Annotated in this window: 25 protein-coding genes and 1 tRNA gene; 12 read left to right on the top strand and 14 right to left on the bottom strand. The window is 63.2% G+C overall.

The features are described 5' to 3' along the window. Positions 1-7: 7 nt before the first annotated feature. Both ACFE8X_RS09395 and ACFE8X_RS09390 read right to left on the bottom strand, forming a co-directional pair. Positions 8-370: a lipopolysaccharide assembly protein LapA domain-containing protein gene (locus tag ACFE8X_RS09395; RefSeq protein WP_375451200.1), complete on the bottom strand. Its 363-nt coding sequence runs from the start codon at positions 368-370 to the stop codon at positions 8-10. Between the two features lie 28 nt (positions 371-398). Next, positions 399-680, bottom strand: coding sequence for an integration host factor subunit beta (locus tag ACFE8X_RS09390; RefSeq protein ID WP_375451199.1), 282 nt, complete (start codon positions 678-680; stop codon positions 399-401). A 201-nt stretch (positions 681-881) separates the two neighbouring features. On the opposite strand from ACFE8X_RS09390, the gene ACFE8X_RS09385 reads away from it, so the two are divergent. Next, the gene (locus tag ACFE8X_RS09385) at positions 882-1,307 is read left to right on the top strand and encodes a GNAT family N-acetyltransferase (RefSeq protein WP_375451198.1); all 426 of its coding nucleotides are present in this window, start codon (positions 882-884) and stop codon (positions 1,305-1,307) included. Between the two features lies 1 nt (position 1,308). Here the strand turns inward: ACFE8X_RS09385 and ACFE8X_RS09380 are convergent, their stop codons facing one another. The 5 genes from ACFE8X_RS09380 to ACFE8X_RS09360 all read right to left on the bottom strand — a co-directional run bounded on the left by ACFE8X_RS09380 (position 1,309) and on the right by ACFE8X_RS09360 (position 5,093). Further along, positions 1,309-1,641, bottom strand: coding sequence for a BrnA antitoxin family protein (locus tag ACFE8X_RS09380; RefSeq protein WP_375451197.1), 333 nt, complete (start codon positions 1,639-1,641; stop codon positions 1,309-1,311). Beyond that, entirely contained in the window at positions 1,622-1,912 is a 291-nt protein-coding gene (locus ACFE8X_RS09375) for a BrnT family toxin (RefSeq protein ID WP_375451196.1), read from the bottom strand. The genes ACFE8X_RS09380 and ACFE8X_RS09375 overlap by 20 nt, the downstream gene beginning before the upstream one ends. 47 nt (positions 1,913-1,959) lie before the next feature. Next, the gene (locus tag ACFE8X_RS09370) at positions 1,960-2,466 is read right to left on the bottom strand and encodes a GNAT family N-acetyltransferase (protein ID WP_375451195.1); all 507 of its coding nucleotides are present in this window, start codon (positions 2,464-2,466) and stop codon (positions 1,960-1,962) included. Between the two features lie 71 nt (positions 2,467-2,537). After that, positions 2,538-4,274, bottom strand: a complete 1,737-nt coding sequence (gene rpsA / locus ACFE8X_RS09365) for a 30S ribosomal protein S1 (RefSeq protein WP_375451194.1) — start codon at positions 4,272-4,274, stop codon at positions 2,538-2,540. 177 nt (positions 4,275-4,451) lie between these two features. Next, the gene (locus ACFE8X_RS09360; protein ID WP_375451193.1) at positions 4,452-5,093 is read right to left on the bottom strand and encodes a (d)CMP kinase; all 642 of its coding nucleotides are present in this window, start codon (positions 5,091-5,093) and stop codon (positions 4,452-4,454) included. Between the two features lie 170 nt (positions 5,094-5,263). Between ACFE8X_RS09360 and ACFE8X_RS09355 the strand changes: the two genes are divergently transcribed. The 3 genes from ACFE8X_RS09355 (at position 5,264) to ACFE8X_RS09345 (ending at position 7,404) form a co-directional block, all read left to right on the top strand. After that, positions 5,264-5,671, top strand: a complete 408-nt coding sequence (locus tag ACFE8X_RS09355; protein WP_375451192.1) for a TIGR02300 family protein — start codon at positions 5,264-5,266, stop codon at positions 5,669-5,671. 194 nt (positions 5,672-5,865) lie between these two features. Beyond that, positions 5,866-5,941, top strand: a tRNA-Ala gene (locus ACFE8X_RS09350). A 314-nt stretch (positions 5,942-6,255) separates the two neighbouring features. After that, positions 6,256-7,404: a winged helix-turn-helix domain-containing protein gene (locus tag ACFE8X_RS09345; RefSeq protein ID WP_375451191.1), complete on the top strand. Its 1,149-nt coding sequence runs from the start codon at positions 6,256-6,258 to the stop codon at positions 7,402-7,404. A gap of 27 nt (positions 7,405-7,431) precedes the next feature. Here ACFE8X_RS09345 and ACFE8X_RS09340 read toward each other — a convergent pair whose 3' ends face one another. Next, positions 7,432-9,225, bottom strand: coding sequence for a methyl-accepting chemotaxis protein (locus ACFE8X_RS09340; protein WP_375451190.1), 1,794 nt, complete (start codon positions 9,223-9,225; stop codon positions 7,432-7,434). 288 nt (positions 9,226-9,513) lie between these two features. Between ACFE8X_RS09340 and pncB the strand changes: the two genes are divergently transcribed. Next, positions 9,514-10,821, top strand: a complete 1,308-nt coding sequence (gene pncB, locus ACFE8X_RS09335) for a nicotinate phosphoribosyltransferase (protein ID WP_375451189.1) — start codon at positions 9,514-9,516, stop codon at positions 10,819-10,821. 124 nt (positions 10,822-10,945) lie between these two features. After that, complete coding sequence (locus ACFE8X_RS09330) at positions 10,946-11,206, top strand: hypothetical protein (RefSeq protein WP_375451188.1); 261 nt, start codon at positions 10,946-10,948, stop codon at positions 11,204-11,206. Here ACFE8X_RS09330 and ACFE8X_RS09325 read toward each other — a convergent pair. From ACFE8X_RS09325 to tsaB, 5 genes are all read right to left on the bottom strand, one after another. Continuing rightward, on the bottom strand, positions 11,203-11,445 hold the full coding sequence (locus ACFE8X_RS09325) for a hypothetical protein (protein WP_375451187.1): 243 nt from the start codon (positions 11,443-11,445) through the stop codon (positions 11,203-11,205). The genes ACFE8X_RS09330 and ACFE8X_RS09325 overlap by 4 nt on opposite strands. 86 nt (positions 11,446-11,531) lie before the next feature. Continuing rightward, on the bottom strand, positions 11,532-12,338 hold the full coding sequence (locus tag ACFE8X_RS09320) for a lysophospholipid acyltransferase family protein (RefSeq protein WP_375451186.1): 807 nt from the start codon (positions 12,336-12,338) through the stop codon (positions 11,532-11,534). Further along, a complete protein-coding gene (locus ACFE8X_RS09315; protein WP_375451268.1) occupies positions 12,335-12,727 on the bottom strand; it encodes a Fur family transcriptional regulator in 393 nt (130 codons plus the stop codon). The genes ACFE8X_RS09320 and ACFE8X_RS09315 overlap by 4 nt, the downstream gene beginning before the upstream one ends. Before the next feature lie 89 nt (positions 12,728-12,816). Beyond that, the gene (rimI, locus tag ACFE8X_RS09310; RefSeq protein ID WP_375451185.1) at positions 12,817-13,296 is read right to left on the bottom strand and encodes a ribosomal protein S18-alanine N-acetyltransferase; all 480 of its coding nucleotides are present in this window, start codon (positions 13,294-13,296) and stop codon (positions 12,817-12,819) included. Continuing rightward, positions 13,293-13,910, bottom strand: a complete 618-nt coding sequence (tsaB, locus tag ACFE8X_RS09305) for a tRNA (adenosine(37)-N6)-threonylcarbamoyltransferase complex dimerization subunit type 1 TsaB (protein ID WP_375451184.1) — start codon at positions 13,908-13,910, stop codon at positions 13,293-13,295. Before tsaB ends, rimI begins: the two co-directional genes overlap by 4 nt. Positions 13,911-14,160: 250 nt before the next feature. On the opposite strand from tsaB, the gene lnt reads away from it, so the two are divergent. The 6 genes from lnt (at position 14,161) to ACFE8X_RS09275 (ending at position 19,112) form a co-directional block, all read left to right on the top strand. Continuing rightward, a complete protein-coding gene (gene lnt / locus ACFE8X_RS09300) occupies positions 14,161-15,762 on the top strand; it encodes an apolipoprotein N-acyltransferase (protein ID WP_375451183.1) in 1,602 nt (533 codons plus the stop codon). A gap of 245 nt (positions 15,763-16,007) precedes the next feature. Beyond that, a complete protein-coding gene (gene metK, locus ACFE8X_RS09295) occupies positions 16,008-17,264 on the top strand; it encodes a methionine adenosyltransferase (RefSeq protein WP_375451182.1) in 1,257 nt (418 codons plus the stop codon). Between the two features lie 66 nt (positions 17,265-17,330). Next, positions 17,331-17,570, top strand: a complete 240-nt coding sequence (locus ACFE8X_RS09290; RefSeq protein WP_375451181.1) for a DUF433 domain-containing protein — start codon at positions 17,331-17,333, stop codon at positions 17,568-17,570. Further along, complete coding sequence (locus ACFE8X_RS09285; protein WP_375451180.1) at positions 17,570-17,899, top strand: DUF5615 family PIN-like protein; 330 nt, start codon at positions 17,570-17,572, stop codon at positions 17,897-17,899. The genes ACFE8X_RS09290 and ACFE8X_RS09285 overlap by 1 nt, the downstream gene beginning before the upstream one ends. An 8-nt stretch (positions 17,900-17,907) precedes the next feature. Beyond that, the gene (gene trmB, locus ACFE8X_RS09280) at positions 17,908-18,612 is read left to right on the top strand and encodes a tRNA (guanosine(46)-N7)-methyltransferase TrmB (protein ID WP_375451179.1); all 705 of its coding nucleotides are present in this window, start codon (positions 17,908-17,910) and stop codon (positions 18,610-18,612) included. Between the two features lie 113 nt (positions 18,613-18,725). Beyond that, entirely contained in the window at positions 18,726-19,112 is a 387-nt protein-coding gene (locus ACFE8X_RS09275; protein WP_375451178.1) for a winged helix-turn-helix transcriptional regulator, read from the top strand. 103 nt (positions 19,113-19,215) lie between these two features. On the opposite strand, the gene ACFE8X_RS09270 is transcribed toward ACFE8X_RS09275, so the two are convergent. Next, on the bottom strand, positions 19,216-19,491 hold the full coding sequence (locus tag ACFE8X_RS09270) for a hypothetical protein (protein WP_375451177.1): 276 nt from the start codon (positions 19,489-19,491) through the stop codon (positions 19,216-19,218). Positions 19,492-19,705: the final 214 nt, after the last annotated feature.

The raw sequence follows: 19,705 nt of genomic DNA, 5'->3' as shown, positions 1-19,705 counted from the left end.
CAGGCGATCATCGCAACTCCAGCAGATCATCGACCTCGCCCAGCGGCGCCCCTGAAGGATGGCGCTGGCTCTTGCGCAGCGCTTCGATTTCGCCATTGAGGGCGTGGGCCTCGCGGCGCCAGTGCCGTTCGCGCTGGCGGTGCTGGCTCTGGGCGAACCAGGTCGCAACGCCGCCCAGCATGACGCCCACCAGCAGCACCACATAGAGTACCAAAAACAACGGCACGCCGTAGCCGGAGGTCTGCAGGAGGTCGGGGGACACGAAGGGATTGAAATTGAGCGCCACGACCTGCCGGTTGGCCAGGGCAAACACGATCAGCAGCGCGCATAAGGGCACCAAAACCAACCAGCCGATTATGCGCTTAACCATTGCGTTTGAGTGCCTTAACGCCGAGCCGCTATTGGCGGTTGAGCCGCTCGCGGATTTCCTTGCCGGCCTTGAACTGGGGAACATATTTTTCGCCGACATCGACCTGCTCGCCAGTGCGCGGATTGCGCCCCACCCGTGCCGGGCGGTTCTTGACCGAGAACGCACCGAAGCCGCGCAACTCGACCCGATCGCCGCGCGCCATGGCATCGCCGATCTCGTCAAGGATGGCATTGACGATGTTTTCGATGTCGCGCTGAAACAGATGCGGGTTTTCCCCTGCAAGTTTTTCGACGAGTTCAGACTTGATCATCGCCTACTCCGGACGTGCATTGGCGCAGCCCCTCGCCCCCAATGCCGAGCCAACCTGCCAAAGCAAGGCCACCCCGTCAAGCGTGATGGGTATAACGCGAGTGGACCAAGCGCCGAACAGGCCTGTCCATCGGGGCAATCGGCACGCCCAAAGTGGCCATGGCGGGGTTGACACCCGCGCGGGCCCGCGCGAGCAAAAGCCATGTCCATACAGTTCAGAGCGGCCAGCGAAACCGACCTTGCCAGGCTATGTGCGCTCGATACCAGCGCGCCGACCGATCCCGCGCGTGGCCCCCAGATTGCGGCCTGGATCGCGGCGGGCGCCGCCCATGTAGCGATCCAAAACGGGGTGGTGGCCGGATATGGCGTTATCACCCACACTTTCTTTCACGCCGGCATGATCGAGATGCTGATGATCGCCGAACCGTTCCGGCAGCACGGTCTCGGCACGGGGCTGCTGGCGTTTTTGGAAACATTATGCCGAACCGACACGCTGTGGAGTTCAACCAATCTTTCCAACCGTGGCATGCAAAGCCTGTTCGAGCGCACGGGGTTTGTCCATAGCGGCCTCATCGAGGGTCTGGATGAGGGGGATCCCGAAGTGATCTATCGCAAGCGCTTGCGCTAGCTCACCCCGCCTTCCTGGCCGCCCGGCGCTCCTGCGCCACCACATAGGCACGCAGGGCCTTGTTGATATCGGTCTGGTAGCCCTTGCCGTTCTTGGCGTGGCGCTTGAACCAATCGAGGATATCGGCATCGAGGCGCAACGTTGTCTGGCGCTTCATTAGCCGATACATCGTGCCTTGCTTGGCATTCTCGAAAAACGCGTCATCCAGTTCGGGAATATCGGAGAAGTCGATTTCGCTGTCAGGCAGATCAGCCAGCTTACCCATGCGTTCGATCTGCTCTGGCGTTATCGGGCCGGGCACATAGCGCACAAACTTAGAACTCTCGTCGTTCATAGCGTTTCCTTTCTGCCCTCGACGCGGGTCTTGCCGAGATCATGCGAATGATGAACCCTTCGCCGTGGACGTCTCGGCGCGTATGGATCACCAGCAATATGGCCTTCGCACCAAACCGACCGATAGTCTTGAACCGCGCTTCGCCCGACACTGTTTTGGCAGGCAAAGTCAGTTCGTTAGGGTCCTTAAAGACCAGAGTCGCGTCTTCGAAATAGACGCCATGCTTGACCAGATTTATCTGTCGCTTGTCCTCGTCCCACTCAAATTCCACGCGTTGCCCCTTCGCGCCAGACCCCGAATGTAACTACAAATCCGTAGCTACACAAGTGGCTTGACCATGAGCCGCGCGGCGGCTTCGTAGCTCGCCAGCTGCTCTGCCAGGTCCGGCAGGTCGAGCACGCGAAAGCCGTGCTTGTACCAGAACGGCTGCGAGCCGTTGACGGCGACGAGGCTGACATGGGGGAGGCCTCGGGCGCGGGCATGGCCGATGGTCTCGCCGACGATCATGGCAGCGGCGCCGGTGCCGCGGGCTGTGTTGAGCAGCGCCAGATCGTGCAGGTAATACGTCGAAGCGTCAGGGGGAATGGCGCCGAGGCGTGCATTCAGGGCTGGCAGGGCCTTGAACGTCCAGGGATGGCCGATGCTGTAGCCGGCCGGGACGCCGCCCAGTTCCAGCAAGCGCGCCCCATCGGGATAAAGTCGCTGGCGCTCGGCGAAAATCGCGGTGTCTTCGAAAAAATCGGGGTGCACTACGGCGGCGATCGCCTCGACCACCGGCAGGTCGAACGTGCTCAGAGCCCGCCAGTGAATGCCGCGATGATCCATTTGCCCCAGCCACCCTACAAAAAAGCCCGCGCTGGACAGCGCGGGCTCGATATTTGCATCACCAGCCAGGCTTACTTCTGGTCGCGATCCTTGAGGGCAGCGCCCAGGATATCGCCCAGGGAAGCGCCCGAATCGGACGAACCGTAATTGGCCACGGCTTCCTTTTCCTCGGCGATTTCCAGCGCCTTGATGGAGAGGGAAATACGCGAGGTCTTGCGATCGTACTGGACGACGCGGGCATCGACCTTTTCACCCTTGGAGAAGCGTTCCGGACGCTGATCGTTACGATCGCGCGACAGGTCGGCCCGGCGGATGAAGGCGGTCATGTCCGAGTCGGCGATGCGCACCTCGATGCCGCCATCGTTGACTTCGGTGACGGTGCCGGTGACGACGGAGCCCTTGCGGATGCCGCCGGCCTCAGCGCCGGTCTCGCCCGATGACGCAGCGGGAGCCGAAGACGAATTCTCGCCGGTCGACAGCTGCTTGATGCCCAGGGAGATGCGTTCCTTTTCGACATCGACGTCGAGCACCTTGGCGGTGACCATGTCGCCGCGATTGTAGTCCTCGAGCGCGATTTCACCTGACTTCTGCCAATCGAGATCGGAGAGGTGCACCATGCCGTCCACATCGCCGTCCAGCCCGATGAACAGGCCGAACTCGGTCTTGTTCTTGACTTCACCCTCGATGGTGGAGCCGACGGGGAACTTCTCGGCGAAGCTTTCCCATGGGTTGGCCAGGGTCTGCTTGAGACCGAGCGAAATGCGGCGCTTGTCGGGATCGACCTCGAGCACGACGACTTCGACTTCCTGGGAGGTCGAGACGATCTTGCCGGGGTGGACGTTCTTTTTGGTCCAGCTCATTTCCGAGACGTGGATCAGCCCCTCAATGCCGGGCTCGAGTTCAACAAAGGCACCGTAATCGGTGATGTTGGTGACACGGCCGGTGAACTTGGCATTGATCGGATACTTGGCCTCGATGCCATCCCATGGATCGGCCTGAAGCTGCTTCATGCCCAGCGAAATACGGTGGCTCTCGTGGTTGATGCGCACGATCTGGACCTTGATGGTCTCGCCGATGGTGAGCACTTCGGTGGGGTGATTGACCCGGCGCCAGGCGATATCGGTGACGTGCAGCAGGCCGTCGATGCCGCCGAGATCCACGAACGCACCGTAATCGGTGATGTTCTTGACCACGCCGTCGACAACCTGGCCCTCTTCGAGCTGCTGGACGATCTCCGAACGCTGTTCGGCGCGCGACTCTTCAAGAATGGCACGACGCGATACAACGATATTGCCGCGGCGCTTGTCCATCTTCAAAATCTGGAACGGCTGCGGCACGTTCATCAGCGGCGCGATATCGCGGATGGGGCGAATATCCACCTGCGACCGCGGCAGGAAGGCGATGGCGCCTTCGAGGTCGACGGTGAAGCCGCCCTTGACCTGGTTGAAGATGATGCCTTCGACGCGCTCGTTGGCGTTGTACATCTCTTCGAGCTTGACCCAGCTCTCTTCGCGGCGGGCCTTCTCGCGGCTGAGGACAGCCTCGCCCAGCGAGTTCTCGACGCGGTCGACATAGACCTCGACCACCGAGCCCACCTTGATGGTGCCGTCGCGACCGGCCTGGCCGAATTCCTTGAGCGCGATGCGCCCTTCGGTTTTGAGACCGACATCGATGATCGCCAGATCCTTTTCGATCGCGACCACGGTGCCCTTGACGACGGCGCCTTCAAGGGGCTCGTTGTCGATGAAGCTATCCATCAACAGCGATTCAAAATCTTCCTTGCTCACAGTTTGCTGTGCCAAATTCATCTCTCCAGAGCGCCGGGTGTTAGGGGTTGAGCCATTGCCAGAAACGGCGCCCGCCTGCTGAACCTATCAGCAGCCGGCGCACGAGCGAACCGTTCGGAACGGCAATGGAATTGGTCGGCCCGGCCTGGTCGCTGAGTGAGCGGCGGGGACGAAAGCCACAAGGAGGAAATTAGAGCTTTAGAGCTCTGCCTTGCGGGCCATGGTCCCATCGACGATCGCGACGGCGGCGCGGAGTGCGTTCTCTATATCGAGAAGCGTGGTGTCGAGCAAGTGCGCGTCACCGGCCTGGTAAAACCCGCCATGGGGATTGGCCATGTCGCGCGCGTCTCGTTCTTCTATTTGGTGATAGAGGCCATATCTGTCAACGGACTGGCCCCGCGCCTCAAGCTGGCGGGCCCGGCGCTCCATGCGCGCCTTGCTGTCGGCCTGAATGAACAGCTTGACGTCCGCCTCGGGGCAGATGAGCGTGCCGATATCGCGCCCATCCAGCACTGCGCCGCCGGGCTGGGTCGCAAAATTGCGCTGATAGTCGAACAGGGCGCGGCGGACGGGGCCGATCACCGCGACCTTGGAGGCCAGAACGCCGGTGGCGGCCAAGGTCAGCGCCTCCTTGTCACGCAGGTGGTCCGCATCGAGCGCTTGCGCCGCAGCGATCGCCCTGGCCTCGAAATCGGCGCCGTCTTCATAGCCGGCAATGGCATGGCCCACGGCGCGATAGAGCAGGCCGGTATCCAGGTACGGGAGACGGTAATGACGGGCAAGGCCGCCGGCCAGCGTGCCCTTGCCCGACGCAGCGGGGCCGTCAACGGCGATGATCATGGGCGCGGCCTCCCGTCTATTTGAGGGCGGACCTATCACGAGCGCGTGCCGGCGCGCCACTCCCCCCGGGCGTACGTGCGGCATTTTCGGTTTGACAGGGCAAATGTTTCCCCCTAACCGGACTGACCGAAGCGGGCCCGGCCCGCACAAATTCACGATAAGGAACCTCGATGGCCAGTTCCGAGCGCGGCACCAAACGCACCGATCCCGATACGGGCAAGAAATTCTACGATCTGGGTAATGACCCGATCGTCTCCCCCTATACCGGCAAATCCTATCCGCGCTCCTATTTCGAGACGGTGGTGGCCAGCAAGGCCGCCCCCGTGACCGCCCGCAAGGTGGATGACGAGGAAGAGACCGAGGAAGAAGAAGAAACCGAAGAAGCGGCAACGGTGGAAGTCGTGTCGCTGGAAGACGCCGATGCCGAAGAGTCGGGCGAGGAAGAAATTCCCGATACCGAGGATGTCGACGTCGAAGTGGACGAAGAGCTCAGCGACGACGAGGAAGACGTATTCCTTGAGGAAGAGGACGATGACGACGATCTCGCCTTCGATGTCGGGGGCGACGAAGACCGTTGATTCTCGTTAATTTTCCCTGGTTTGCGGCGCAAACCAGGGCGACAAAAAAGTGTCAAATAGGCACTTGCGCCGGTGCAATGCCTACACTAGGTTGCGCCACGCTTCGGCCGGGCAAGCCCGCCGGAACCCACCAGAATGCCGCAAGGCTCGTCGCGAAAAGCCGGTTACTACCTTTTCGCTGCCTTGCTCAAAACGGGGCCATAGCTCAGCTGGGAGAGCGCTTGCATGGCATGCAAGAGGTCAGCGGTTCGATCCCGCTTGGCTCCACCAGCCTTCGCTGCGTTGCAGCTTCGGCTCGGCAAGCCCTCGTGGCTCAGCCGAGGCTTGGCGGACATGTAGATGCGAAGGCTGTCGCGTCGCAGTTGCATGGCAACGAAGATGGACACAATTTTTTCGACACGAACTCGATTTGACATGCAATTCGGCCCGGCTAGTCTGGGCTCATGTAGCACGTCTCTATCCTTCGCAGTCGGTCCGACCCAAATTGTTACCCTGTCAGTATGACCGGTGACTTGAAAGCTCGTCTTGCGAGGCGTTTAAAAACGGCTTCCGGCAGAGCTTCTGCGACAAAGCGGCTCTGATCCTTGACCGCCACATCCAAATCTCACGCCATCGACCCCGCCCACGCCCGCCACATCTGGCTGCATGCGCAAAGGCTCGACACCCCTGCCCCGTTCGGCGACGGTCCTGCGGCCACAAGCCTGGCGATCGCGCATCTCGGCTATGTGCAGATCGACACCATCAACGTCATCGAGCGCTGCCATCATCATATCCTGCAGACGCGCATTCCGGACTACCGGCGCGCCCATCTCGCGCAGGCGCAGTCGGTGGACAAGTCGGTGTTCGAATATTGGACCCATGCCTTGGCCTATGTGCCGGTGGCCGATTTCCACTATTTCGTGCCGGCGATGAAAAGCTATCGCGCGGCGCCCAGTCGCTGGTTTGGAGCGGCGGCGCCGCAGGACGTGCGCAAGATGGTCCTTCGCATCCAACGGGACGGGCCATTGTCGATCCGCGATATCGGGGACGACGTGCTGGTGGACAAGGATCATCCCTGGGCCAGCAAGAAACCGAGCAAGCGGGTGCTCGAGATCATGTTCTACCAGGGGCTGGTGGCGATCAGCAGGCGCGCCGGCATGGTCAAGACCTATGATCTCATGGAGCGCCATTTCGGCTGGGACAGGGCGCCCAGGGCGGCGACGGACAGGCAGGTCAGCCAATATCTGCTGGAGCGGGCCTTGCGGTCGCAGGGGATCGTCAGCCTGGAGTCAATCTGCCATCTGGATGCGCCCAGCAAGGGCGCGGTCAAGGCGTTGATCGAGAGCCAGGTGCGGCGCAAGGCGCTGGTGCCGGTGCATCTGGCTTATGCCCCAAAGGCGCAGCACTGGGTGACGCCAGAGGCCTTGGAGACGCCATACGAGCCCGCCGGTCTGGTGCATATCCTGTCCCCGTTCGATCCGCTGGTCATTCAGCGCAGGCGGCTGGCGGCGTTTTTCGGCTATGAGCACCTTTTCGAGGCCTATGTGCCGGCGGCCAAGCGCCGGCTGGGCTATTTCGCCCTGCCGGTGCTGGTGGGCGAGCGGGTGGTGGCCGCGCTCGACCTCAAGACCGATCGGGCGGCGGGGAAGCTGCTGATCCGGCGCTGGACATGGCTGGTCGATGCAGACGCCGGGACCAAAGCGGCAATCGAAACCGCATTGGGCCGCTTCGAGGCGTTCCAGCTCGGGCGTTGAGGCGCAGGCGCGCCGTCCCTCAGTGGTTCAGAAGGCTTCCCAATCCGTCTTGAGCGCGGCATTGCCCGCGTTCCGGTAGGACCGGGCCACGGGCTTGGCGGACGCGGGTCCTGGTGCCGCCCCGTTCTGGATCGGTGCGGACACGACGCCGCTGCCGACGGTGAAGACCTCGACGATCTGGTCCAGCTTGCTCGCCTGGCTCTCGGTCTGCCCGATGGCCGCGTTGGTCTGTTCCACCAGGGCGGCATTGTGCTGGGTCAGCTCGTCCATTTCAGAGATGGCATTGGAAACCTCGACCAGGGCGGCGGATTGGTCCTGGCTCGCCTTGGCGATGGCTTCGATCAGCGTGCGGTTCTGGCGCACGCCGTCGAGCATGAGTTCGAGTTTCTGGCTGGCTTCGGAGACCAGTTTGGAGCCCCCCAAGACTTCGGTTGCCGATTGCTCGATCAGCGCCTTGACGTCCGAAGAAGCGCTGGCGGCCGACTGCGCCAGCCGCCGCACTTCGACGGCGACCACGGCAAAGCCCTTGCCGGCGTCCCCCGCCCGCGCCGCTTCCACCGACGCGTTCAGCGCCAGGAGATTGGTCTGGAAGGCGATGTCGTCGATCATGCCGATGATGTTGGAAATCTTGGCCGAGGACTGCATGATGCGCTCCATGGCATCGGTTGCCCTGGCCATGACGGTGCCGGTCTGCTCGGTGGTGCCGGAGACCGACTGGGCCACGGCGGACGCGGATTCGGCGCGCCTGGTATTGTCCAGCACCGTGGCGGCCAATTGCTCCATGGCCGCCGAGGTCTCCTCGATGGATGCGGCCTGGCGTGTGGTGCGCTCGCTCAGATTGTTGGAGCCCAACAGGATTTCGCCGGTGGCCGACTTGAGCGCGCCGGAGGTTTGCCGGATCTGGCCGATGATGTCGGAAAACGTCGTTGTGGTGCGGTTGAACGTGGCGCGCACATCTTCCATGTCGGGCAGAAACGGGGTGTCGATGGTGGTGGTGAGATCGCCGGTTGCCAGCCGCGACAGGCCTTGGGACAAGGCATCCACGGAGGCTTTGCGGGCGGTAATGTCGGTGGCGTATTTGACGATCTTGAAGGCCTTGCCGTCAAGATCGAAGATCGGGTTGTAGGATGCCTGGATCCAGACATGCCGGCCGCCCTTGCCGACGCGCAAATACTCGGCCGATTGATATTCCCCCCGGCCCAGGGCTGCCCAGAACGCCTTGTATTGGGGCGACTCGATCTGTTCGGGCAGCACGAACATGCGATGGTGACGCCCCACGATCTCGTCGAGCCGATAGCCGAGCGCGGTACAGAAATTGGCGTTGGCCGTCAGCACCTCGCCCGCGAGGTTGAAGGCGATCACCGCCTGGGACTTGGAGATCGCCGCCAACTGGCCGGCCCAATCGGCGGCCGCGAGTTTGCTGGCGGTCACGTCGGTGGCGAACTTGATCACCTTGGCCGGCTTGCCGTCGCGGCCCAGGACCGGGTTGTAGGACGCCTGGATCCAGACCTGCTTGCCACCCTTGCCAATCCGCTTGTACTCGGCGGCCTGAAACTCGCCGCGGGCCAGGCTCTGCCAGAATTGCGCATAATGCGGGCTGGCGGCAGTGTCGGGGTCAACGAACAGGCGGTGGTGTTGGCCGATGATGTCGGCACGTTCATAGCCGAACACGGCGAGGAAATTCTCGTTGGCGTCGAGGATAGTGCCGTCGAGCGAAAATTCGATGCTGGCCTGGGAGCGCGAGATGGCGTCGATAATCGAAACGGCCTGGGCAGCGGCAATGCGGCGTGCGGCGCCACCCGACAAGATGTTTGCGAACACGTTAGCCCCCCGGCGGTCAGTGCACTAGGCAGGTGTTGCACCAGCTTGTGAAAACTACGTATGTTAACTTAAAAAACCCTGAAAATTTCGGCGGCAAGACCGCTTCGCGCCACGAATATACATTTTGTATATCTTTACAGGCCTACTCGATTGCTTGCAGGTTGCGGCCGAGCCGGTCTGGCCTGCACCGGTTGCGGCGTTGCCCCGAGGGAGGTCGGCGCACTCGACTAGCCATGCGCGTTTGGTCGCGTTAAAAGCGGGCGCATTTTTTCGAGCGAGCGAGATCCGATGGCGACCTATACCGACATGGCCCGGCGGGTTTACGACCATACCTGGAAGCTCGATCCCATCGTGCGCAGCCTGCTCGATACCGATTTCTACAAGCTGTTGATGCTGCAGATGATCTGGGGTCTCTACCCCAAGGTCGATGCGACGTTTGCATTGATCAACCGCACCACCAGCGTGTACCTGGCCGAGGAGATCGACGAAGGTGAGTTGCGCGCCCAGCTCGACCATGCCCGCACGGTGCGGTTTTCCAAAAAGGAAATGATCTGGCTGGCGGGCAACAGCTTTTACGGCTCGCGGCAGATTTTCGAGCCGGGCTTTCTCAAATGGCTCGAAGGCTTCAGCCTGCCCGAATACCGGCTGGAAAAGCGTGACGGGCAGTTCGTGCTGGAATTTGCCGGCAAGTGGCTGGAAACCTCGATGTGGGAAATTCCGGCGCTGGCCATCATCAACGAACTGCGCAGTCGCGCGGCGATGAAGCATTACGGGCCGTTCGCACTGGATGTGCTCTATGCCCGCGCCAAGGCCAAGATGTGGGAAAAGGTGGAGCGGCTGCAAAAGCTGCCGGACCTGCGCATTTCCGATTTCGGCACGCGGCGGCGCCATTCGTTCCTGTGGCAGCGCTGGTGCGTCGAGGCGCTCAAGGAAGGCATCGGGGACGCGTTTACCGGTACCTCCAATGTCAAGCTGGCGATGGACAATGACCTCGAAGCCCTGGGCACCAATGCCCATGAACTGCCCATGGTGCTGGCGGCCCTGGCCAAGACCGATGCGGCGCTGATCGCCTCGCCCTACCAGGTGCTGCAGGATTGGGAGAGCTATTACGGGGGCAATCTCAAGATCGTCTTGCCCGATGCGTTCGGCACCGATTCGTTCTTGAAGCACGCGCCCGACTGGGTGGCGGACTGGACCGGGTTCCGCCCCGACAGCGCCCCGGCAATCGAGGGGGGCGAGCGCATCATCGCCTGGTGGACGGAACGCGGCCGCGATCCGCGCGACAAGCTGTTGATCTTTTCGGACGGGCTGGATGTCGACATGATCGAGGAAGCGTACCTGCATTTCGACGGCAAGGTGCGCATGGCCTTTGGCTGGGGCACCAATCTGACCAATGATTTCGAGGGCTGCTCGCCCGAGCCTAATGCGCAGCTCGATCCGATTTCCATCGTCATCAAGGTCAGCGAAGCGGACGGGCGCCCCGCGGTCAAGCTCAGCGACAATCCCGCCAAGGCCACCGGCAAGCCGGCGGAGATCGCGCGCTATCTACGCCTGTTCGGGGATGCCGGCATGGTGGAGCACGCCGTCAAGGTGTAGTTTCGTACCAAGCCGGCGCGCTGCGCCAATTGTGGAGAACCTTGCGCCGGCAAGCGCCGTTAAGCTCTTGTGAACCATCCGCGCCTAGCGTCATGCGCGGGGGCTCCAACCGGAGCCGGATGACGTGCCCTATGATCTCATCGAAATTGCCGTCAGTGAAAAACACCCCCATCCGCGCCTCGAGGGTCGCGTCACGGGCAAGGTGCGGGTGATCCTGCGCGAGACCATGGATGGGCGTGACGCCACCCACGAGCTGTTCATTCCGGTCTGGGCGCAGTTTGCCGAAACCAGGCCGGAGGGCGACGTGGACATGGCCCTGATGCTCAAGGCGGCCACCATCGTAGCCCGGCTCAAGGCCAATCTCAGCCGTGGCGAGGGGGTCTAGAGAGCGCCGATCTTGCGCAGGAATTCGCTGCGGATCGCCTGGTCGGTGCCGCTCATGACGCTTACCCGCGCCGCGGGCGGGAGCGCACCGTCGGCGGCGGGACGGCGGTCGTGCGGCACCTTGCTGAAATGGAGGGCCTGGGCGCTGAGCGTTGCGTGGCGCAGGCGCCGTTCGTCGCGCACGAACCAGACGATGGTCGTCCCCACGATCAGCCACATGGCCGCCAATTGCCAGATCATTGCCGCCTCCCCAACTTCGCCTGGAGCATAGCTAACCAAAGCTTAACCGGCCAGCGAAGGCCGCCATTAGGCTTAATACGTGGGGGTCAGCGTCCGGCGACGGACAGGTCGTGGCCGCGATTGAGCGCGACCAGCATCTGGCGCACCTGCGTCTCGGCGGCCTTGCTGACCGCCTTGCGATCGGCTTGCTCGCCCAGTGGAATGGGGGTGCCGAAGGCGATGGTGACGTCCTTGACGCCGCCCGAGAGGATCTCGCGGATGTTCTGCCCCAGCGATTTGGACTTGACCCAGGAGATCAAAGCGCGCTCGACCCGGCTGACAGGCAGGCCCTGCAGGCGGGTATAGGCGATAGTCAATGGCTGGATCAAAACGTCGGTAGCGCCGGCCTCGATCATGGCGTGCTGGGCCGCGCCCACCAGAGCCGAGCGGAACGGCAGCACGTGGGTGCCGACATCGGACTGTCCCTCGGCAAACAGCAGCACGGCATTGCCGCCGGCCATGTGCGCGCCCATTTCGCGGCTGGTGCGGGCGGCGTCGCTGCGCCGGGTGCGATCAACGAAGATGGTCTTTTGCAGCCGCGCCATCATGCCCACGAAGAACCAGTCGCCCACTTCGCGCTTGGCCACGAAGGTGACGTCGGCGACCGCGCCGATGGCGACGATATCGGTCCAGGAGATATGGTTGGAGACCAGAAGCGTCGCCCGCCCGGTCGCCGGCTGGCCCACCACCCTGACGCGCAGGCCGAGAAAGATGCAGCCGACGCGATGAAACACGCGCGGCAAGACGTTCCAGAACGGCAAGCGCAGCGCGTTGATCAGCGCCTGGGCCGGAATGACCACGACGAGCACGGGAATGAAGACGAAGACGAAGAACAGCGCGCGCAGCACGGTCATGGCTTGCCGCCCTGGTCCTTGGGGTCCAGCGGCACGGCGTAAAGTTCCAGCCGATGATCGACCAGCCGATAGCCCAGCTTGCGCGCGATCAGCTCCTGGATGGCCTCGATCTCCTCGTTGCGGAATTCGATGACCTTGCCCGAGCGGATATCGATCAAATGGTCGTGGTGTTCGTCGGGGATGAGCTCGAAGCGGGCGCGGCCGTCCTTGAAATCATGCTTGGTGACCAGCCCTGCCTCTTCGAACAGGTTGACGGTGCGGTAAACGGTGGACAGCGAAATGCGATCGTCGAGCGCCGCGGCGCGGCGATAGAGTTCCTCGACATCGGGATGGTCGGCGGCCGCCTCGATCACCTGGGCGATGACGCGGCGCTGGTCGGTCATGCGCATGCCCTTGGCCACGCAGGCTTCTTCCAATGTCGGCTCGGTCTGGCTCTTGTTCACCGCAGCCCCCTTGGTGATCGTCTCACTGATCCGGGTTATCCAAGATCGCGCGCCATGACAAGCGCGGTCGCGGCGGAGCCGTCCGGGCGCGGATAATAGCCCTTGCGCGCGCCGATCCTGGTAAAGCCCTGCCCGCTATAGAGCCGGATCGCGGCGGCGTTCTGCTCGTCCACTTCCAAAAACATGCGCCGGGCCGGGCTCATGCGCAAGTCATCCAGCGCCGCGCGCAGCAAGGCCCGGCCCACATGCTTGCCGCGCCATTTGGGATCGACGGCAATGGTGAGCAGTTCGGCCTCGTCGGCGGCCTGGCGGATCAGGGCGAAACCGGCAATGCGGCGTCGGGCGTCGCAGGCGATATAGACCGGCGTGTCCGGCTCACCCAGAAATCCGCTAAATTCCTCGCGCGGCCAGCCCCGATAGAAGCCCTGGGCGTGAATGCGCGCCAGCTCACCGGCATCGCGCCCTTGTGCGGGTTCCACATGCAGGCCCGCCGGGGCTATCCAGAGTTTCATCATGGGGTGCGTCTCGCGATCTGCGCCGCTGTTTGCGGCTTGGCATCGGCGGCGCGCACATAATCGGGTTCGGGCCGGTGCATCGCAGGATCGGCCGCGGCGCCATAGACGGCGAGCAAGGCAATATCGACGAAGGGGGTTTCGAGCAGGGTGGACCCCGGCACGATGGCTGCGCGCGCCTCGTTCATGGGCAGGATGCGGGCCGGAGCGATAGGCCGGCCAGGCACGGCAAAGCTTTGGACATAGGCCTCCTCGCGGCGGGCGTCCAGCAGGACCGTCACAGCCTGGTTGGCCGGAGCGGCAAGCGAGAGGGCCAGCAGGCTCGGAACGCCGATGGCAGCAATATCGCGCGCTAGGGCAATGCCGCGCGCGGCGGAAAGGCCGATGCGCAGCCCGGTGAACGAGCCGGGCCCGGTGGTGACCACGACGCGGGCGAGGTCGGCATAGCCAAGATTGTTCCGCGCGAGCAGCGTCGCGATGCGCGCAAAGATCAGTTCGGCATGGCCGGTCGCGATGTCGTCCACCGACACATCCACGGTGCCATCGGCGCGCAGCACGGCCAATTGCAGGCGCGGCGCGGCGGTATCGATGGCGAGGGTGATGGGCAAATGCGACACGCGGGCTCCCGACCCCTCACCCGTCTCGCGCTCTGCGCGATCCACCCTCCCACACAAGGGGCAAGGGGTGGCTCCGTGGGTGTCCGCATTCGGTGCTCCCCTTCTCGCCTCGTGGGAGAAGGTGCCCGCAGGGCGGATGAGGGGGCCTGTGCCTCCTAGCGCCGCCGCCGCGGTAAGTCCACCGCCTTGACGCCCCTGCCCCCGGCAGCGACTTTGCCCCCATGCATCCTGATTCGCCGAGCACTCCCCGATGACCTGGCTGGCCGAGACCGCCATGCTCAGCCACGGCTGGCGGCGCTTCGTCCTGCTGGTGCTGGCGGGGGCCATTGCGGCGCTGTCGATCCCGCCCTGGTTCATCCTGCCGGCGCTGTTCGTGACCCTGCCGATCTGGGTGTGGTGCCTGGATGGCGCCGAGCGGCGGCGGAGCCTGGGCAAGGTGTTCGGGCCGGCGTTCCGGATCGGCTTTGCCTTTGGCTGGGGCTATTTCACAGTGGCGTTCCACTGGCTGGGCGCCGCCTTCTTTATCGAAGGGGGCGTGATGATCGCCCTGATGCCGTTCGCCATCCTCCTGCTGGCGGCGCTGATCGCCGTGTTCTGGGGCGTGGCCAGCGCCGCCGCTCATCTCTTGTGGTCGAACGGGCCCTGGCGCATCGTGACCCTGGCGACGACGCTGAGCATTGCCGAATGGGCGCGGGGCCATGTGCTGACCGGGTTTCCGTTCGACCTGCTCGGCTATAGCCTGACCGGCACCGACGAGATGATGCAGCTGGCCTCGGTGATCGGGGTTTATGGGCTGACCCTGCTGGCGGCGCTGTTGGCGATGAGCCCGGCGCTGATCTGGCCGGCGGATGGACGCGGGCTCAGCCGCCGGCTCCTGCCGTTTTTCCTTGCCATCGCCGTGCTGGCCGGGCAGTTGGGCTATGGGCTGAACCGGCTGGGGGAACCACCGTCTCCAGAGCGCAGCGATGTCGCCATGCGGCTGGTGCAGCCGCTGATCTACGAGCATGCCGATTGGGGCAAGGTCGATCCGGTGGCGCTGATCGACAAATTGCTGATGCTGTCGGAACTGCAGACCGGCCCGGACGACAAGGGCCTGGCCGATATTACGCAAGTGGTCTGGCCCGAATCGTCGCTGCCGTTCTTCCTCAGCCAATATCCCGACGCCCTGGCGCGCATCGCGCGCATGCTGCCGGACACCGCGATCCTGCTGGCCGGGGCGCCGCGCGAGCAATATGAGCCCAATGGCGCCAACGGGGCGCCGTTCAACGCCATCCTGGCCATCGACAGCGATGGCGAGGTGGTGGGCAGCTACGACAAATCGCATCTGGTGCCGTTTGGCGAATTCCTGCCGTTTCAGGACTGGTTTGCGCGTCTGGGGATCAAGCAGTTCGTGCCCGGCGCCAATGGCTGGGGCCATGGCGACGCCAAGCGCCGGCTGATGAGCCTGGCCGGCGCGCCGTCGTTCCTGGCGCTGATCTGCTACGAAATCCTGTTTTCGGGCGATTTGGGCGACACGGCGAATGCCGCCTACCTGTTCAACATCACCAATGATGCCTGGTTCGACGGCTCGATCGGGCCGGCCCAACACGCCCACCACGCCCGGCTGCGCGCGGTCGAGGAAGGCATGAGCCTGATCCGCGCCGCCAATTCCGGGCTGACGTTTGCCACCGATCCCTGGGGCCGGATCGTGGCGCAGCTGGCGCCGATGCAAATGGGCGTCCTCGACGTGCGCCCGCACGAGCGGCTGGACGGCACCGTATTCTCACGCCTGCGCTCCTGGCCGCTGCTGGCGGCGCTGGGATTGGGGGTGTTGATCTCCTTGCTAGCGACGCGGGGGCGGCGGAAACGATAAGGATGGCGGGAAATCGCTCCGCGGGAGCGATTTGACGGGAGAAGACCATGAGAACTGCGCTTGAATGGCGCTAACCCCCCGGTACAACCGCGCGGCGTTTCGGCATGGGCATTTTGTTGCCCCATCGCATCCCAGCTCATATCAAGCTTTCTTTATATCCAGCTTGACCGCAGGCTGGCCGGGTGTCACAAACCCGGCAGAATAGCGTGTTTTTGAGCATTTTCTGCAGTTTGAGGAACGTCAACTTGGTCCGCTCATCCTATCTTTTCACCTCGGAATCGGTTTCCGAGGGGCATCCCGACAAGGTTTGCGACCGCATTTCCGACGAGATCGTCGATCTGGTGTTCCGCGAAGCCAAGAAGGCCGGCATGGACCCGTCCAAGGTGCGCATTGCCTGCGAAACGCTGGCGACCACCAATCGCGTCATCATCGCGGGCGAAGTGCGGGTGCCCGAGACGCTGCTGAAAAAGGACCGCGACGGGCAGGTGCTCACCGATGGCTCGGGCAATCCGGTGGTCAATCCCTCCAAGTTCAAATCGGCCGCCCGCAAGGCGATCCGCGCCATCGGATACGAGCAGGCGGGCTTTCACTGGAAGACCGTCAAGATCGATGTGCTGCTGCATGGCCAATCGGCCGACATCGCCCTGGGGGTCGATGAAAGCGGCAACAAGGACGTCGGCGCGGGCGACCAGGGCATCATGTTCGGCTATGCCAGCCGCGAAACCCCCGAATTGCTGCCGGCGCCGATCTATTATGCGCACAAGATCCTCGAAACGCTGACCCTTGCCCGCAAGGCCAATAACGGCCCCGCCGGCAAGCTGGGACCGGACGCCAAGAGCCAGGTGACCGTGCGCTACGAAGCCGGCAAGCCGGTGGGGGTGACCCAGATCGTGCTGTCGACCCAGCATCTGGACGCAACGCTGACTTCGACCGACGTGCGCAGAATAGTCGAGCCCTATATCCGCGAGGCACTGCCGGAGGGCTGGATTTCCCCCGACACCGTCTGGCACGTCAATCCCACCGGCAAGTTCGTGGTGGGCGGCCCCGACGGGGATGCGGGCCTGACCGGGCGCAAGATCATCGTGGATACCTATGGTGGGGCGGCCCCCCATGGCGGCGGCGCGTTTTCGGGCAAGGACCCGACAAAGGTGGATCGCTCGGCCGCCTATGCCGCGCGCTATCTGGCCAAGAACGTGGTGGCCGCAGGCCTTGCCGATCGCGCCACGATCCAGCTCAGCTATGCCATCGGGGTGGCGCAGCCGCTCTCGATCTACGTGGACCTGCATGGCACCGGCAAGGTGGACGAGACCGTGCTCGAGGGCGTGCTCGGCAAGGTCATGGACCTGACGCCACGCGGCATCCGTACCCATCTCGAGCTCAACAAGCCCATCTATGCCAAGACCTCCGCCTATGGCCATTTCGGCCGCAAGGCGGGCCGCGACGGCAGCTTTTCCTGGGAGAAGACCGACCTGGTCGGCGCGCTGAAGGCGGCGGTGAAGTAGGCGCGGTTTGCCTGGAATTGCTGCGAGGTGTAGTCTGCGAGGTATCAACAGGCTTCGGAGTTTTTCATGACGGACAAAGATGCGTTGCTCGATCGCATCGCCTTTGATCGGGACATGCTTGGAGGCAAAGCCCATATCCGGGGCACCAGGGTGGGCGTTGGGCACATTCTGGCAGCTTTGGCGACAGGCGAAACGCCTGAACAGATCGTAGATGAGCTTCCCTGGCTTGTGCTGGAGGATATTCAGGCTGCGCTTTACTACGCCGCGCAGAGCGCCGACCGGTCAATTATCATCGCTGCCGAGTAATGCATTTCCTTTTGGATGCACAACTCTCTAGCCGTCTGGTGAAGCACTTTATTGCAGCGGGATACGCGTCCAGTCACGTCTACGAGCATTTGCCGGTCGGGGCCAAGGACCCCGAGATAGCCTTCCTGGCAAACTCCCTTGCCGCCTGCGTCGTAACCAAGGATGCCGACTTTTCGGACCTGTCCCGACGCGGCCTAATTGATCATAGCGTTATCTGGCTGCGCATCGAGAACACAAGCACGGCAGCGCTCTGGGCGAGGATCGAGACGGTATTGCCTGCTGTCATTATCACGATTATGGCGGGCACACGCATCATCGAGATTCGTTAGGACTGACCTTGACCGAACACGCGCTCCCCAAAACTCGTGCCGGCCAACCGCGCGCCTTTTTCGGCCGCCGTTCGGGCAAGACGCTGCATGGCGGGCAGCGCGCCGAATTTGAAGCGAGCCTGCCCTCGCTCGAGATCAGGCTCGATGAGCCGCTCGATCCCAGGACGCTGTTTGCCGAAGCCGACAAGATCATCGTCGAGATCGGCTATGGCGGGGGCGAGCACCTGGCGCTGGAGGCGGGCCGATCCCCCAAAACCGGCTATATCGGCTGCGAGGTGTTTACCGGGGGCATCGGCAAGATGGTGCAGGCCATCAATGCGCAGGGCCTGGGCAATATCCGCCTTTATACCGACGATGCGCTCAAGCTGCTCATGGCTTTGCCGGAGGCCAGTCTCGATGAAGTCTATCTGCTCTATCCCGATCCGTGGCCCAAGACGCGCCACCACAAGCGGCGGTTCGTGTCGCCGACGACGCTTGCCGAGCTGGCACGGGTGATCTGTCCGGGCGGGCAATTGCATGTCGCCACCGATATCGAGGACTATGCCGATTGGACGCTGGCCCATATCTTGCGGGCGCCCCAGTTCAGCTTCGCGCCGGGCGAAGCGGGCAGTTGGCATCGGCCCTATCCAGGCTGGCAGGCCACGCGCTACGAGCAAAAGGCGCGGCGCGAGGGCCGGCTGGTGAGCTTTTACTTCAGCTTTCGGCGCGCTTGAGGCGGCACCGGGCGAACGAAAAGTTTCCGCCACATGTCAAAGTTTAATCCAGCCAAGGTCTGGAAGCGGACGAACGGCAACCCATATCGGGTCGAACCGACTTCGAGGCCAGCATGTCTTCTATCGCTTATGACCCTGCCGCACCCGACGAATTGCTGGTGGTCAAGCCGGGAAAATGGACGCTGATCGTGATTACGCGGCTGCGACGCGACAAGCGGCGATTCAATGAATTGCGCCGCGATATCACCGGCATTTCGCAAAAGACGCTGACGTCGACCTTGCGCGAACTGGAGCGCGACGGCTTCGTGTCGCGGACGCTGTTTCCCACGATCCCGCCGCGGGTCGATTATGAACTGACCGAACTGGGCCATCATTTTCTGGATCTTGCCGATACGTGGCGCCAGTTCGCGGCGCAGCACCGGGCCTCGGTGGAAGCGGCGCGGGTGCGGTTCGATCATGCGGGCGAAGGGGCGGTGATCCGCCTGACCAGCAGCGATTAGAAGTTCCGTTCCGGCGCCGTCGGACATTGCCGGCGGCGCCTGGACGGTTAGTTAGCCCGGAGCGCGCACGCTCCAACCCAGGATTGACGCTGTCGCCCAAAGCTTAGAGCGAAACGGGCTTGAGGGTATCGCGGTCGAAGAACTGCGTGACCTGGGTGCCATCCTCGAGGGTCACGTCGGCGCGCACCAGATGGCCCCAGTCCTCGGCAGCGGTGGCACGGACGCCCTGCTGCTGCAGACGCACGAGAGCGTCCTGGGACGACCATTCGGTGCGGTCGTTGATGGTGGTTTCGAGCAGGCTGGTTGCCGCAAAGGCAGGAGCAGCAATGCCGGCCAGCGAAGCAACAGTGACGAGAGCGATGATTGAGGTCTTGATCATTTTGGTGTTCCTTTCGTTTGAACACACCGGAAATGATCGTGCGCCCCGCATGGCGCAAGATCAAAGAAACGGGTGATAAGCACTTGACCTTGGCCGGCGAGTGACGAGAGTTTTACCAAAGATATCAAGGCATTAAAAAGTGCGCCAGTATCGCCGGCGCTACCGGGTTTCGCCATGGTGACGAATTGCCGGCCGGGCGTTTGCGCCGTGCTGT

The organism is uncultured Devosia sp. (genome assembly GCF_964244875.1).
Taxonomy (GTDB): Bacteria; Pseudomonadota; Alphaproteobacteria; order Rhizobiales; family Devosiaceae; genus Devosia.
This window is presented reverse-complemented; position numbering and strand designations above follow the sequence as displayed.

What these genes read in the sequence shown, in the direction of transcription:
- ACFE8X_RS09395 (WP_375451200.1), bottom strand. Translation starts at nt 370, where the DNA reads ATGGTTAAGCGCATAATCGGCTGGTTGGTTTTGGTGCCCTTATGCGCG.
- ACFE8X_RS09390 (WP_375451199.1), bottom strand. Translation starts at nt 680, where the DNA reads ATGATCAAGTCTGAACTCGTCGAAAAACTTGCAGGGGAAAACCCGCAT.
- ACFE8X_RS09385 (WP_375451198.1), top strand. Translation starts at nt 882, where the DNA reads ATGTCCATACAGTTCAGAGCGGCCAGCGAAACCGACCTTGCCAGGCTA.
- ACFE8X_RS09380 (WP_375451197.1), bottom strand. Translation starts at nt 1,641, where the DNA reads ATGAACGACGAGAGTTCTAAGTTTGTGCGCTATGTGCCCGGCCCGATA.
- ACFE8X_RS09370 (WP_375451195.1), bottom strand. Translation starts at nt 2,466, where the DNA reads ATGGATCATCGCGGCATTCACTGGCGGGCTCTGAGCACGTTCGACCTG.
- rpsA (WP_375451194.1), bottom strand. Translation starts at nt 4,274, where the DNA reads ATGAATTTGGCACAGCAAACTGTGAGCAAGGAAGATTTTGAATCGCTG.
- ACFE8X_RS09360 (WP_375451193.1), bottom strand. Translation starts at nt 5,093, where the DNA reads ATGATCATCGCCGTTGACGGCCCCGCTGCGTCGGGCAAGGGCACGCTG.
- ACFE8X_RS09355 (WP_375451192.1), top strand. Translation starts at nt 5,264, where the DNA reads ATGGCCAGTTCCGAGCGCGGCACCAAACGCACCGATCCCGATACGGGC.
- pncB (WP_375451189.1), top strand. Translation starts at nt 9,514, where the DNA reads ATGGCGACCTATACCGACATGGCCCGGCGGGTTTACGACCATACCTGG.
- ACFE8X_RS09325 (WP_375451187.1), bottom strand. Translation starts at nt 11,445, where the DNA reads ATGATCTGGCAATTGGCGGCCATGTGGCTGATCGTGGGGACGACCATC.
- ACFE8X_RS09320 (WP_375451186.1), bottom strand. Translation starts at nt 12,338, where the DNA reads ATGACCGTGCTGCGCGCGCTGTTCTTCGTCTTCGTCTTCATTCCCGTG.
- ACFE8X_RS09315 (WP_375451268.1), bottom strand. Translation starts at nt 12,727, where the DNA reads ATGCGCATGACCGACCAGCGCCGCGTCATCGCCCAGGTGATCGAGGCG.
- rimI (WP_375451185.1), bottom strand. Translation starts at nt 13,296, where the DNA reads ATGATGAAACTCTGGATAGCCCCGGCGGGCCTGCATGTGGAACCCGCA.
- lnt (WP_375451183.1), top strand. Translation starts at nt 14,161, where the DNA reads ATGACCTGGCTGGCCGAGACCGCCATGCTCAGCCACGGCTGGCGGCGC.
- ACFE8X_RS09290 (WP_375451181.1), top strand. Translation starts at nt 17,331, where the DNA reads ATGACGGACAAAGATGCGTTGCTCGATCGCATCGCCTTTGATCGGGAC.
- ACFE8X_RS09285 (WP_375451180.1), top strand. Translation starts at nt 17,570, where the DNA reads ATGCATTTCCTTTTGGATGCACAACTCTCTAGCCGTCTGGTGAAGCAC.
- ACFE8X_RS09275 (WP_375451178.1), top strand. Translation starts at nt 18,726, where the DNA reads ATGTCTTCTATCGCTTATGACCCTGCCGCACCCGACGAATTGCTGGTG.
- ACFE8X_RS09270 (WP_375451177.1), bottom strand. Translation starts at nt 19,491, where the DNA reads ATGATCAAGACCTCAATCATCGCTCTCGTCACTGTTGCTTCGCTGGCC.